Source organism: Hominimerdicola alba 8, from assembly GCF_000178155.2.
Classification (GTDB): Bacteria; Bacillota; Clostridia; order Oscillospirales; family Ruminococcaceae; genus Hominimerdicola; species Hominimerdicola alba_C.
The window spans coordinates 1-14,462 of the sequence record NZ_ADKM02000012.1 but is presented as its reverse complement, the minus strand read 5'-3'; the positions used below and the strand labels follow the sequence as shown (position 1 = coordinate 14,462).

The 14,462-nt window shown below is 48.5% G+C and carries 11 protein-coding genes; 9 read left to right on the top strand and 2 right to left on the bottom strand.

The genetic code is table 11. From position 1 onward, the window contains the following. Together CUS_RS00660 and CUS_RS00655 are read left to right on the top strand one after the other, a co-directional pair. Window positions 1-453 carry an ACT domain-containing protein gene (locus tag CUS_RS00660; protein WP_002846906.1) on the top strand — a complete coding sequence of 151 codons (453 nt, stop codon included), beginning with the start codon at window positions 1-3 and terminating at the stop codon, window positions 451-453. A gap of 341 nt (window positions 454-794) precedes the next feature. After that, window positions 795-3,725, top strand: coding sequence for a sialidase family protein (locus tag CUS_RS00655; RefSeq protein ID WP_002846888.1), 2,931 nt, complete (start codon window positions 795-797; stop codon window positions 3,723-3,725). 123 nt (window positions 3,726-3,848) lie between these two features. On the opposite strand, the gene CUS_RS00650 is transcribed toward CUS_RS00655, so the two are convergent. Next, entirely contained in the window at window positions 3,849-5,126 is a 1,278-nt protein-coding gene (locus tag CUS_RS00650) for a leucine-rich repeat domain-containing protein (protein ID WP_002846897.1), read from the bottom strand. Window positions 5,127-5,701: 575 nt separating this feature from the next. On the opposite strand from CUS_RS00650, the gene CUS_RS00645 reads away from it, so the two are divergent. After that, the gene (locus CUS_RS00645; RefSeq protein ID WP_002846903.1) at window positions 5,702-5,872 is read left to right on the top strand and encodes a DUF362 domain-containing protein; all 171 of its coding nucleotides are present in this window, start codon (window positions 5,702-5,704) and stop codon (window positions 5,870-5,872) included. A gap of 110 nt (window positions 5,873-5,982) precedes the next feature. Here CUS_RS00645 and CUS_RS00640 read toward each other — a convergent pair whose 3' ends face one another. Beyond that, complete coding sequence (locus CUS_RS00640) at window positions 5,983-8,064, bottom strand: elongation factor G (protein WP_002846893.1); 2,082 nt, start codon at window positions 8,062-8,064, stop codon at window positions 5,983-5,985. A gap of 296 nt (window positions 8,065-8,360) precedes the next feature. On the opposite strand from CUS_RS00640, the gene CUS_RS00635 reads away from it, so the two are divergent. The 6 genes from CUS_RS00635 to CUS_RS00610 all read left to right on the top strand — a co-directional run bounded on the left by CUS_RS00635 (window position 8,361) and on the right by CUS_RS00610 (window position 14,398). Then, entirely contained in the window at window positions 8,361-9,227 is an 867-nt protein-coding gene (locus CUS_RS00635) for a dipicolinate synthase subunit DpsA (protein ID WP_002846923.1), read from the top strand. A gap of 125 nt (window positions 9,228-9,352) precedes the next feature. Beyond that, entirely contained in the window at window positions 9,353-9,961 is a 609-nt protein-coding gene (locus CUS_RS00630; RefSeq protein WP_050792193.1) for a dipicolinate synthase subunit B, read from the top strand. Window positions 9,962-10,223: 262 nt separating this feature from the next. Next, window positions 10,224-11,315, top strand: a complete 1,092-nt coding sequence (locus tag CUS_RS00625) for an AAA family ATPase (RefSeq protein ID WP_037275876.1) — start codon at window positions 10,224-10,226, stop codon at window positions 11,313-11,315. A 199-nt stretch (window positions 11,316-11,514) separates the two neighbouring features. After that, window positions 11,515-12,984 carry a DUF1846 domain-containing protein gene (locus CUS_RS00620; protein ID WP_002846920.1) on the top strand — a complete coding sequence of 490 codons (1,470 nt, stop codon included), beginning with the start codon at window positions 11,515-11,517 and terminating at the stop codon, window positions 12,982-12,984. A 71-nt stretch (window positions 12,985-13,055) separates the two neighbouring features. After that, window positions 13,056-13,730: an MBL fold metallo-hydrolase gene (locus tag CUS_RS00615; RefSeq protein WP_002846889.1), complete on the top strand. Its 675-nt coding sequence runs from the start codon at window positions 13,056-13,058 to the stop codon at window positions 13,728-13,730. Next, window positions 13,727-14,398, top strand: a complete 672-nt coding sequence (locus CUS_RS00610) for a metallophosphoesterase (protein WP_002846904.1) — start codon at window positions 13,727-13,729, stop codon at window positions 14,396-14,398. Before CUS_RS00615 ends, CUS_RS00610 begins: the two co-directional genes overlap by 4 nt. Window positions 14,399-14,462 lie beyond the last annotated feature (64 nt).

Sequence of the window (14,462 nt, the reverse complement as noted above, 5' to 3'; positions counted from 1 at the left end):
ATGAAAGAAGGTAAGAACATGACAATAAAGCAGATATCCATATTTGTTGAGAACAAGCCGGGCAGACTGTCAGATGTTACGGCAGCGCTGAAAAACGGCGGCATAAACATCAGGGCTATCACCACTGCCGACAGCAGTGATTTCGGCATACTCAGGCTGATAGTCGATGATACCGACAAGGCGATAGAGTGTCTTAAAACGGCTGACTATCTGGTAAAGGTGACTAATGTCATCGCTGTTACCGCTGACGACAAGCCCGGCGGAATGGCATCTATCATGAAGACGCTGTACAAGGCAAATATCAGCGTTGAGTACATGTATTCGGCATTCCTGAACCCATCTGAGGTCACAGCATGTCTGATACTGCGTGTTGACAGCAATGAGAACGCCATAGAAGCCCTCACCGATGCTGGCTACAAGCTGTTGTCGGCTGATGAATTGGCAAAGTTCTAATAAAAGCGAATATATTTATATTGACAACACAAGTGTTGATGTTAAAATAGTTTCATTTCTGAATATTTCGGCTGTATAGAGAGCATCTGTACAGCCGATTTTTTTATTGTGATGTGTTTGTTAACGACGGCTGAATGCTGAAAATCTGCGGCTTTTGGGGCTGGCACAAGGCGGCGTGCGAACATTTTGCATGGGTATGACAGCATATGTTAAAAATATTTATAAAAAATCCATTGAAATTGAAATATATTTGTGATAAAATTACAGACATAAGATGACGATATCAGAACTCACAGAATGGTGAGGTCTGAAAAATACATTATGAATATGGAGGTATAATTATGAATGTTTTCAAGAAAACACTGGCAGGACTTCTGGCTGTATGCCTGACTGCGGCGGCTGTGCCTTTTGCAGATGCAGGCAGTTCTTTCATTGAGGCTTCGGCGCAGGACATCTCTTCTTCGATGGAGTGGGGCACGCTGAGGATAGGCGGCGGCGGATTTGTTTCGGGCATCGTTACAGGCAAACAGGTGATGTATGCGAGGACTGATGTCGGCGGCGCTTACAGGTACAACTACGATACCGAGTGCTGGGAACAGCTTTTCGGCTTCATCAACGAGGCTGACAGAGGTCTTCTCAGCGTAGATGCGATGGCTGTTGACCCCACCGATGATGACACTGTGTACTTCCTGTGCGGCTGTGCATATTTCTCGGCTGAAAAGACTGTCATCTTCAAGACCACTGACGGCGGCAAGACTTTCAAGGAGATCGATGTTACCCACCTTATCAAGGTAATGGGCAACGGTGACGGCAGACAGTGCGGCGAAGCTATCGCGGTAGACCCCGATGACCCCAATATCATTTATGCAGGCGGCGATGTTACATCTGACGAGAACTCAAAGTCGGCGCTGATAAAGTCCACCGACGGCGGCGAAACATGGGAACCTGTACTTGGCTATGACAAGCTGGGTCTTTTTGACAGCACTACAAAGTGGCCTACATGGGGCAGTGTTGTTGCACGTTCGGTATCCGATGGTGAGTACCAGACACAGAATGGTGTGGCTAATATCGCCATAACAGGCGGCAAGGTGTATGTCGGCACTTCTAAGACAGGCGTTGCGAACGTGCATGTTGCAAATGTCAGCGATGACAATTTCAAGGCACTTAGCGCCGATCTGCCTACAAATGTATATCCTTCAAGGATAAATATCGACCCTAACGGCGATCTGCTGATAACCTACATCGCAGGTCTGGCATTCAACGGCGGTTCGGGCGGCGGCTACAGATATTCGCCTAAGACAGGTGCAGTTTCGCAGATATTCGAGAGCGGTGTGGGTCTTGGCTCGATATGGGCTGACCCGGCTAACCCCGACCACCTCATCGCAGGCAGCTGCGGCAAGTGGCAGGATCAGCTGTGGGGACCATGGACTGACGATCACGGCGCAGTCTGGGGCGACCAGTACTTCCGTTCATTCGACGGCGGCAAGACTTGGGAGAATTTCACACCCGGCAAAACTCATGGCTGGAATCAGCCGCTCGTTTCTGAATATTTGCAGGACGGCGGTTATGACTGGATAAGAGAAAAGGCTATACACTGGTCGGGCACTGTTGTTACCGACCCGCGCAACTCTGACAGAATGTTCATAACATCGGGCAACGGCGTATTTGTGTGCGACAATCTGTGGAGCACAGATCAGGATAAACTGCCTGTATTCACATTCCATCCCGATGGTATAGAAGAAGTTGTTTCGCTGGACTTTGTCAGCACGCCTGACGGTCTTGACCTTTCGGCTATCGGTGACTATGACGGCTTTGTACACGCCGATGAAAAGACCATCGGTCAGCAGTATCAGCCCAACATGGGTTCGACCTCTGCAATAGCTGTTTGCCCACAGAATACCGATGTATGGGCAAGGACATCTGAAAACGGCGGCAACGGTGCAAGCGCATATTACACCCTCGACAGAGGCAAGACATGGACTGCATTTGCACCTGCATGCACAGGCGGCAAGCTGTCTATAACACAGCTTAAGAACGGCAAGTACAGGATAATCAATACCAGCAAAACGGGCTCGGTAAGCTATTCTGACGACTTCGGCGGGACATGGAACAAGTCTTCGGGCGTTGATTCTTCAAAGGCTGTATATACTCTCGTTGACCCCAAAGACCCATCTATCGTTTACGCATCGGGCGTAAAGTATAACGAATACTGGTTCTATGATACCACCAAGAAAGAACCTACCTACGATGAATGCCATTACTCGTTCTACATCAGCACTGACTACGGCGCAACATTCACGGCTACACCTGTTTGCAGATATGACATGTGCGACAGCACAGGCGACCCCGCTTATCTGGGTGACGGTTCTATCGTCATGGCAGGCGGCTGGTACGGTATGTACAAGATATCCGACAAGGGCGCTAAGGTAGATAAGCTGGACGTTTACTATGCAAAGACTGTCGGCTACGGCGCACCTGAAAAGGCGGGCGATGTCAATGCACTGTACATGTACGGCAAACCCACCGAGTCTGACCCTGAGGGCATCTACCGCTCGACTGACGGCGGAAACAGCTGGGATTGCATCAATACCGACCACCTCTACGGCGGCACAGGCAACGGCAACTACCTCGTTGGTGACATGGACGAATTCGGCAAAGTATACATGTCAACCGTTGGCTGCGGCATTGTTTACGGCAAGCTGACAGGCGCTGCACCTGTTGAGGAAGTGAAAGCACCCAAGATATCCGCTACACCTCTTGACAGCAGTGTTCAGCTGAACTGGAACAAGGTATCGGGTGCATCGAAGTATGCTGTATACGGCTATCAGAACAATGCGTGGGTCAAACTGGCTGAAACTGACAGCACCACCTATACCGTCAAGAACCTCAAGGCAGGCAATGACTACAAGGTAGCTGTTCTTGTTTACGCGAACGGCAAGTGGAACGCTGATTATTCCAACGCTGTGACTGTTTCGCCTAAGGCTGCATCGACTGCTGCATACCCCACCAACATAAAGGTAGAGTACAGCGAACAGTATCATCAGATGCGCTTCACATGGGATAAGGTAGCGGGTGCTGACAAGTACGGCATCGCTGTATATCTCGCAGGAAAGTGGAGAATACAGACTTCAAACATCACCACCAACAGCTACACTTCGCCTAAGAACATGACTCCCGGCATGAGCTACAAGGTAGCTATCGCCGCAAGAGTGAACGGAACATGGGATATCGTGAATGCTATCAAAAATGCAGTGACTGTAACTGTAAAGTAAATATCTGACTTTAACGGCTGTGCCATCGGGTGCAGCCGTTTTTTTATATTAAGCATTCGGGCAAAAAAGACACTTCCGCCGAAAAAGCGGAAGCGTCTTTTGATGCCTTATTGAGTTATCGTCTTATTTAACGGTAACAGTAACAGCGTTCTTTACGGACTCTGCTAAAGTCCATTCGCCGTTCACCTTAGCGCCCAGTGCTACCTGATAGGACTTGCCGGGTGTAAGGTTCTTTGGGGTGGTGTAGGAGAATGTGTTAGCAGAAAGTGTGCCGCCCTGAACTCTCCACTTGCCTGCCAGCTTGACAGCTATGCCGTAGTTGGTAGCGCCGTCTATTTTGTTCCAGCTGAATCTTATCTGGTGGAACTGTGAGTTGTACTCGATATTCGAGAACTTAGGGCTGACATTTGTCTGCGGCTGAGGTTCGGGATCGGTGTGGGTGGTATCGTAGACCATGTTCGCATTATTGAGGAATGTGCAGGATGGTTTGTCAACACTGTTCCATTTGGACTGACTGCCATAGAATGTGACAGTGCAGGAATTATCTGTGTCAAGGAAAGCGTACTGTTCGATCTCGGTAAGGTTGCCGCAGATCTTCAGATCTCTCAGTGAAGGGCAGCCTGCCAGTGACATGTTGCATATCTTTGTGACACCGGGCAGTTCGACTGTTCTCAGATTGTCACACATGTAGAAAGTGCTGTCGCACAGTTCGGTAACGCCTGCGGGGAACACTACAGATGAGATATTGCTGTTGCGTGAGAATGCACCCGGAGAAACATACTTTATGTCAGAAGACAGTGTTATGTCGCCTGAAGCCTCCTGTGCGTAGATCAGCGCGCCGTTGACGGTGACCAGCTTGCTTTCTGCTTTCTTTGCTTTCAGCCAGGGTGTAGCATCAAAGCACTTATCGTGTATCTTTACCAGCTTGTTCGGGAACGAAACTGTTGAAAGGTTTGAACAGTACTCGAATGCGTGCATCTCGATGGTGTCGATGCTGCTTGGAAATGTCACGGAAGTGAGATTTTTGCAGAAGCCGAAAGAATAGTAGCCGATGGTCTTAAGTGAAGACGGGAAAGTGATGCTTGACAGGTTATCGCAAAACTGGAAGCTGTTGCGCGCGATGGCGGTAACAGGCAGACCGTCAACAGTGGACGGTATGACCAGTGAAGAAGCCGAAGAATTGCCTGATGTGAAGCCCTTAGCCTCAACGTGATCGGAATACTTTGCGTAAGAAATGCCGTTATACTCTACAGTGGTGTAGTTCATATCGGTATCTTCATAAGCGTAAGCGGTCAGTGCTGCGGGCTGAACGAAGCTGTTCTGCATTGCAGGTGCAGCAGCAAGTGTCAGCATGAGTGCAGCCGTCAGTGCGGCTGTCTTTAACATTTTACCTTTTATCATTGTTTTAGTCCTCCCCATTCCTGAGATATCTCAGTGATTTTGTACGTATTTTACAACAGTTTTCAGCTGCTTGAATAAAAACTGTCTTATCCGCATAGTCGTATTATAACATACGAAAACGTTTTATTCTTTATAATTATATGAATGTTAATGAAATTTTTAATCTTGTATCGCTTTGGGACAGAAAAGCTGTTCAGTCAGCCGAAGTTTGACTTTGTGAATTAAATGTTAACCGCAGCTAACTTTAAAACTGCTATTTTCCTTATATCACATCGGTTTTAAGTGAAAAAACATTGCTGCAAGCAGGTAAGTCTGCACTGACAAAATCGCGTTTCTGCGTGGGAATAACGACTTTCTGCGATGGTTCGGCTATGATGTTATGCTGGTTAGTCGTTACAAACTATTGAATTAGTTAGTCTTAACTAATCGTTTATTAATTTTTCATTAAATTTTCATAAAAACCCTTGACTATTTGTGAAAATGTGATATTATTATATTTGTAAGAGGGACGGACGCGGACATACGATGTGGGCGTCAGAAGTTCCGAAACGAGTATTTCAAGGAGGTATATTACTATGGCTTATAAGATCAATGACGATTGCATCGGCTGCGGCGCTTGCATGGCTGAGTGCCCCGTAGGTGCTATTTCTGAGGCTGACGGCAAGTGCGTTATCGACGCTTCTGCATGTCTGGATTGCGGTGCTTGCGCAGGTACATGTCCTGTTGGCGCTCCTCAGGCTGAGTAATTTTTGAGATGAAGTATCCGCTTCCGCGAGGAGGCGGATATTTTTTAGGTCTGATACGCGAAAAAGAGCCGTGTGCTGAATGCACGCGGCTCTTGCTGTTTATTTGATATTTAGTCTGTTACAGCGTTCTTAGCGATAACATCTGCCACCAGATTTGCAGGAAGCGGCTCATATCTTACCTTCTCGAATGTGAATGAACCTCTGCCCTGTGTCATCTGTCTTAGGGTCAGTGTGAAGTCCTGCATCTCTGCCATCGGAACTTCTGCCACTATCTCGGTCAGACCGTGTTTTTCGGTGGGGTTCATGCCGAGAACTCTTCCGCGTCGCTTATTAAGTTCGCCCATCATGTCGCCTGTGTTGTCATCGGGAACGATAACGTTCAGCGCACCGATAGGTTCAAGCAGGATAGGCTCAGCCTGTCTGAGACCTTCCTTATAAGCGATGGACGCTGCCATCTTGAATGCCATTTCGGAAGAGTCAACAGGGTGGTAAGAACCATCGACCAGTATAGCCTTAAGACCTACTACAGGGAAGCCTGCCAGCACGCCCTTCTTGACGCTCTCCTGCAAGCCCTTTTCAACTGCGGGGAAGAAGTTCTTAGGTACAGCACCGCCGAAAACCTTCTCCTCAAATATCAGTTCGTCAGATACGCAAGGCTCGAACTCTATCCATACATCACCATACTGACCGTGACCGCCCGACTGCTTCTTGTGTCTGCCCTGTACCTTGACTTTCTTGCGGATAGTTTCGCGGTAGCTTATCTTAGGTGGAGCAACATTCATTTCAACGCCGAAGTCGTTCTTAAGTCTGCCCTGAACAGAATCAAGGTGAAGACCGCCCAGTGTGCTGAGTATCATCTCGTTGGTAGACGGGTCAAGTTCATATCTGAGAGTCAGGTCTTCTTCCAGCAGTCTGCTTATAGCGGCGGATATCTTGCTCTCGTCGCCCTGCTTGGTAGCCTTTACAGCCATTTTATAGCAAGGCTTGGGGAACTCGATAGCAGGGAATTTAACGACTCTCGAAGCATCGCAGATGGTATCGTTGGTGTTGACATTCATCTTGCTTGCAACTACTATGTCGCCCGCGCCTGCTTCGGTGACATCAAGCTGTTTTTTGCCCAGCAGACTCATCAGCTTGCCGACCTTTTCAGTGTTGCCTGTGGTGGCGTTAACGACCTCCATATTGGGTTTGAGTGTACCTGCGAACACCTTGATGAAAGACATCTTGCCAACAAACGGATCGGCAACGGTCTTGAAGACGAATGCCGCCAGCGGGTCGCTCTCTCTGCACTCGACCTCGAGCGCATCGCCATCGGCGTTCTCGCCCACCATAGCGTCCTTTTCGGAGGGAGGAGGCAGCAGCAGGTCGATCTCTTTCAGCAGCATGTCAACGCCCGAAAGGTCGGTGGAAGAAACGCAGGTAACAGGTGTGATGACACCTGCGTTCATGCCCTTGTGGATACCGTCTATCAGTTCTTTCTGGGTGAATGCCTCACCTGAGAAGAACTTATCCATCAGTTCTTCATCGGTTTCAGCGACAGCTTCGGAAACTGCTTCTATCAGACCATCGATACGGTATTCCATCTTCTCGGAAACTTCTGCGGTGGGCATTTCTGTTTCAACAGCCTTGCCGTCAACATACTTATATGCTTTCATCTCTATCAGATTGATGTAGGAAACTATTTTTCTGTCAGCGATGACAGGTACCACAACAGGGCAAACGGTAGGACCGAACTCGGTCTTTAACTGTGTGAAAACGTTGTTGAAGTTTGCGTTCTCATCATCTATCTTGGTAACTACGAACATGGTGGGCTTTCCGAACTTCTTGGCGCACTCATAAGCCTTGTGTGTGCCGACCTTTACGCCCGATTTAGCCGAAACTGTTATCATAACGCATCCGCTGGCGAAGATGCCCTCCACCATGCCGCTTTCATAATCGAACAGACCCGGGGTGTCCAGCAGGTTGACTTTCAGGTCACCTGTTTCCATAGCCGACAGCGATGTGTATACCGAGCATTTGCGCTTTATTTCATCTGCGGTATAGTCGGAAACTGTAGTGCCGTCCAGCACCTTGCCCAGTCTGTCTACAGCGCCGCTCTTATATAACAATGCCTCTGTCAGTGAAGTCTTGCCCGACCCTGCGTGACCTGCTATGGCAATATTTTTGATCTTTGTACTGTCAAACTTTTTCAATGTGATTCGCTCCTATCTGTGACTTTGCGTCTTTATATTTATGCGTCAGATTTGTGATAGTGAAATATACACAAAAACTCACAATCGCATAATGTAATTATATACTATTTCGGCTAAAATAGCAATAGGATTATCAAAAAAACTTTTCGTGATTATGAACAAAATTTAAAGCGAATATTTTACATTCGCGTAAAATTTATGCTTGATTAGCCTTAAATTAGTGTGAAAGTATACCAATTCACAAATTAAGAGCCTGCCGCATACCATAAAACAAAGACCTGACAGGGGGTTAAGATATGAACGAAAAAGTGATCTTGTGCGCGGGCGGCGGTCTGCGTTTCAGCTATATGTGCAGAGAATTATGCGGCTTTGGCAGAGTTTATGCAGTGGGAGATGTCAGCGCTGAAGAGGGTGTGACTTTGCTTGTTTCGCCTGAGGATATGGCAGTTTCGGCTGATGTGCTGGTGCTTCCGATGATGGGCGGCGGGCTTAAGGTGAATGCAGGCGGCGAAGAGATCGGCTTTGACAGGCTGACACGCCGTCTTAAACAGGGGGCGTTGGTGCTTGGCGGCAGGCTTTCAGCCGAACAGAAAGCATTCTTTGAAAGTTGCGGATTTAACTGTGAAGATTACTTCGCACGAGAGAGCCTTGTGATAAAAAACTGTCTGCCTACCGCTGAGGGTGCTTTGCAGATAGCTTTGAACGAAACGGCGGAAACGGTCTTTGGTAGCAGGGTGCTTGTGCTGGGGTACGGGAGGACGGCTAAGTGCTGTGCGCGGCTTTTCAAGGCTGTAGGGGCGGATTGCACCGTCTGCGCACGACGGGCGGAGTCACTTGCCGACGCATGGACAGAGGGCTTTGAAACCTTTTACGTCAAAGAACTCCGTGACCGCGCCTCTGATTTTGACATCATCATAAACACAGTGCCCGCTTTGCTCCTGGCTGAGAAAGTGCTGTCTGATGTACGAAAAAATGTCCTTATAATAGACCTTGCATCAAAACCGGGCGGAACTGACTTCTTATCTGCCGAAAGGCTGGGGGTCAAGGCGATACATGCTCTTGCGCTGCCCGAAAAGACTGCCCCCGCATCGGCAGGCAGTCTGTTGGGTGAAGCTGTCGGGGAGATATTTCGCGAGAGGTGGGGGATATCTGACAAAAGATGACGAAAATTGGGCAGCATCTTGCGTCAGTGTTGGCGGTCGGCGGGTGATGAACTCGGTGGAGAATGCAAGAGGGCGGATAAATGCCATGACCGATGGTGGGGCTGGGGGAAGATCTGGCAATATATATGAAAGGAGCAAACCAATTGCTTAAAGAAAATAGCCTTGCAGAGGTGCGGATAGGCTACGGCTTATCGGGCAGTTTCTGCACTTTTGAGAAAAGTTTTGCGGCGGCAGAACGTTTGCGCGATATGGGCGCAGAACTGCTGCCGATAATGTCATATAACGCCGCAAACACCGACACTCGCTTCGGAAAAGCGGCAGACCATCGCAAGCGGCTTGAAAAGATAACAGGCAATCCTGTCATAGCCACCATAGAAGATGCCGAACCGATAGGTCCGAAAAAACTCTGTGATGTGATGGTGGTCGCGCCATGCACTGCCAACACTGCGGCAAAGCTGGCGCTGGGCATAACCGATACTCCGCTGACTATGGCAGTGAAGAGCCATCTGCGCGGCGGCAGACCTGTGGTCATAGCGATATCCACCAATGATGCGCTTTCGGGGTGTGCAAAAAATCTGGGGCTCTTACAGAATTACCGCCACTACTATTTCGTGCCATGTGCGCAGGACGACTGTGTGAACAAGCCGACCTCAGCGGTGGCAGACTTTTCGCGCCTTGAAGAAACCATTGCCGCCGCTCTTAGTGGCATTCAGGTACAGCCGATGATATTCTGAAATATGGTTATACCTCTAAGATACCACTGAGAATAAAGTGACAACAAGTACCATCTATTGAGATATTTTCTTTCCCACGCCTTCGGCAGGGAAAAGAAAACCGCCAACTATTGCTAATACCCGCTGAAAGGCTGTTTACTACAGTATGGTGTGTCAGCGGGATAGCAATATTACGGGAGATCGGCGCGGCGGAGTTTTATTGTTGACTTTTGTCCCTGTTTGTATTATAATGGAAGTACAGAGCACAGGGGAGGTCATCACCATGAAAGATATCAAAAAAATTGTGATAACAGGCGGTCCCTGCGGAGGAAAATCCACCGCCATGAGCCGCATAATGAAAGAACTGAACAAGGTCGGCTACACGGTACTGTTCATTCCCGAAACTGCCAGCGAGCTGATAAACGGCGGTGTATCGCCTGTGACATGTGCTGCGAATGCAGATTTCCAGAAGTGTCTGTTTGAATTGCAGATGACTAAAGAGCGCGCTTTCGTGCGGGCGGCTGAGGGCATGGAAGGGGAGAAATGTCTTATAGTATGTGACAGGGGCGCGCTTGACAACAAGGCGTACATGTCGAAGGAAGAATTCGCGGAGGTGCTGGATTTTGTGGACAGGAACGAAGTTCAGCTGAGGGACAGCTATGATGCTGTTTTCCATCTGGTGACGGCGGCGAAGGGTGCGGAAAGTTTCTACACGCTGTCGAACAATCAGGCACGCACTGAAACTCCCGAACAGGCGAGGGAGATAGATGAAAAACTCATAGCCGCATGGACGGGACACCCGCATCTGCGTGTAATAGACAATTCCACCGATTTTGAGGGCAAGATGCAAAGGCTGATAGCAGAGATAGCGGCTTTTCTGGGTGAGCCCGAACCGCTGGAGATAGAGCGCAAATTCCTGATAGAATACCCTGATACCGAAATGCTGGAGGCGTTGCCGAACTGTTCGAGAGTTGAGATAATACAGACTTATCTCAAGTCGGAGGACGGCACCGAAGTAAGGGTGCGTCAGCGCGGTGCAGGCGGGAATTTCGTATATTATCTGACGGAGAAAAGGACTGTCACCGATATGAAGCGGGTGGAGATAGAGCGCAGGCTGACGCAGGAGGAATATCTGTCACTGCTGCTGGACGCTGACACTACCCGCAGGCAGATACGAAAGACAAGGTACTGTCTGTCAGAGAACAACCTGTACTACGAGATAGATGTGTACCCTTTCTGGCAGGATAAAGCCATAGCAGAGATAGAACTCAGCAACGAGAACACTGCTGTAACTTTCCCCGACTTCATCAAGGTCATAAAGGAAGTCACCGATGACCCCGAATACAAGAATGCAGCGCTGGCGAAGATAAAGTAGGTGCGGCAAAGCTGTCAGTAAATGGCAACGGCACATTCACAAACTTTATACAGAAATGAAATAATTACGGAAAACAGTACATCTGCGGGTGTGCTGTTTTTGCGTTTTTTGTGCAGACATTTGTTGACAAATCCCGCCGAAAGTGGTATAATCAATGTTGTATGTTTTTTGATTTTTACTGATAGAAAAGGGAATGTTTATGAGCAGTAGTAAGATAGGTTTCGATAATGACAAATATTTGAAAATGCAGTCTGAGCGTATCCGTGAGAGGATAGCGAACTTCGGTGACAAGCTGTATTTGGAGTTCGGCGGAAAGCTGTATGATGATTTCCACGCTTCGCGCGTTCTGCCGGGCTTCAAGCCTGACAGCAAATTGCAGATGCTTTTGCAGCTGAAGGACGAGGCTGAGATAGTCATTGTTATAAATGCAAGCGATATCGAGAAGAACAAGATACGCGGTGACCTGGGCATAACCTACGATGTGGACGTTATAAGGCTATATAACGTGTTCACCAAGATAGGGCTTTATGTTAGTTCAGTTGTGCTGACCAGATATGAGGGTCAGCGTTCGGCAGTGGCTTTCCAGAAGAGGCTGGAGGCGCTGGGCGTTAAGGTGTATCATCATTACGCTATCGAGGGTTATCCCTCTAACCTGCCGCTGATAATGAGCGATGAGGGTTACGGCAAGAACGACTATATCGAAACTTCCAGAAAGCTGGTCGTTATCACCGCACCGGGTCCCGGAAGCGGAAAGATGGCTACCTGCTTGTCACAGCTATACCATGAGCACAAGAGGGGAGTAAATGCAGGCTATGCAAAGTTTGAAACTTTCCCCATATGGAACATTCCTTTGAAGCACCCTGTAAATCTGGCGTATGAGGCTGCGACAGCTGACCTCAATGATGTCAATATGATAGATCCGTTCCATCTTGAAGCATATGGGCAGACGACCGTCAACTACAACCGTGATGTTGAGATCTTCCCTGTGCTGAATGCAATGTTCGAGAATATACTGGGTGAGTCGCCCTATAAGTCACCGACCGACATGGGCGTAAATATGGCGGGAAACTGCATCGTTGATGACGAAGTGGTTCGTGAAGCTGCAAAGCAGGAGATAATCCGCCGCTACTATGTTGCTCTTTGTGAAAGAAAGAAGGGCATGGCTTCCGAAGAGGATGCTTATAAACTGGAAATGCTGATGAATCAGGCAAAAGTCAGCACCGCTGACAGAAAGGCAGTTGCCGCTGCTCTTGCGAAAGAGCAGGAAACAGGCGCTCCCGCTGCCGCGATGGAATTGCCCGACGGCACCATAATAACAGGCAAGACCTCAAATCTGCTGGGTGCATGTTCGGCACTGGTGCTGAACGCGCTGAAATATTTCGGGGAGATAGATGACAGCGTACTGCTGATGTCGCCCCATGTCATCGAGCCTATCCAGAACCTTAAGATAAATCATCTCGGAAACAACAACCCCAGAATACATACAGATGAAACGCTGATAGCACTGTCTATCTGCGCTGCCACCGATGAAAATGCAAAACGCGCTATGGATCAGCTTGAAAAGCTGCGCGGCTGCGAAGTGCATTCGACTGTTATACTCAGTGCGGTGGACGAGAGGATATTCAAGCGTTTAGGCGTTAATCTGACATGCGAACCGAAATTCAGCTAAATATGCTTTGAGAGGACTGTGTGATGCAGTCCTCTTTTTTGTTATATGATGAGGTCATGAGAGCGGGAAGTATGAAACTTCCGCAGATGGAGGAGCGGCAAACGCTTGAAATCGTGATGACTGCGAATGATAAAGAAAGGGTGAGTCCGATGATACAGTTAAGATACGGTAATACGAATACATTCTATATAGAGGGCAAGGGCGGAAATCTGCTGGTGGACACCGATTATGCGGGGACGATGCAGGCATTCTACCGCGCGATAAAACAGCATAACATAAGGGTGGAGGACATAGACTATGTGCTTGCCACGCATTTCCACCCCGACCATATGGGACTGATAAGTGAACTGACGGCACAGGGCGTGAAACTTCTGCTGGTGGACAGGCAGGTGGGCTATGTGCATTTTTCGGACAGGATATTTGCCCACGACAAGCGGCTGAACGTTCAGCCGATAGACGAAAGCAAGGCGGAAGTCATAAGCTGTCGGCAGAGCAGGGAGTTTCTGCAAAAGCTGGGCATATCTGGGGAGATAGTACCGACACCCAGTCACAGCGAGGACAGTGTATCTGTAATACTGGACAGCGGAGAGGCACTTGTGGGCGACCTCGAACCGATGGAATACCTTGCGGCATATGATGAGAACGAGTCACTAAAAAAGGACTGGGAACTGATAAAGAGTTTTAAACCAAAGCGCATATGTTATGCGCACGCAAACGAAAAAGTCATTGAGGAGGAAGAAACATGACATATATCACAGGCGACACACACGGATTTTATGACGATACACTTGACCGCTTTGCAGGTGCGGGAGTGAAGGAGGGAGATAAGGTCATTATCTGCGGCGACTTCGGATTTGTCTGGAGCGTGGGCAGTGAGAGCGAGATAAACCTGAAAAAGCTGGCAAAAGAGAAGTTTACAATACTGTTCGTTGACGGAAACCACGAAAACTTCGACATGCTGGAACGTTACCCTGTGGTGGACTACTGCGGCGGAAAGGCGCACAAGGTCGCTGATAATATCTACCACCTTATGCGCGGGCAGGTGTTTGAGATAGACGGCGATAAGTATTTCACTTTTGGCGGGGCATATTCTATAGACAGGTACATGCGTACAGAGGGATACAGCTGGTGGCCGCAGGAGAAGCCAAGTTCGGAAGAGTATAAGGAAGCAGGAGAGAATCTGGAGAAAGTCGGATATAAGGTGGATTATGTGCTGACACATACGATACCTGAGTCGATGATATACCGTATCAATAAAACACCCGACACACATGATGCGGAACTGACAGGATATTTTGAATGGCTTTACGGCAAGCTGGATTTTAAGCAGTGGTTCGCAGGGCACTGGCATATCAACCGGAGTTTTGAGGATAAGTTCCACATACTGTTTGATAAGGTAGTAAAGCTGAAATAGTGGAGTGTTCCATGAGATAAAAGTGAGCGCAGTCCGTGTAAAAGCGGGCTGTGTTTTATTGTAA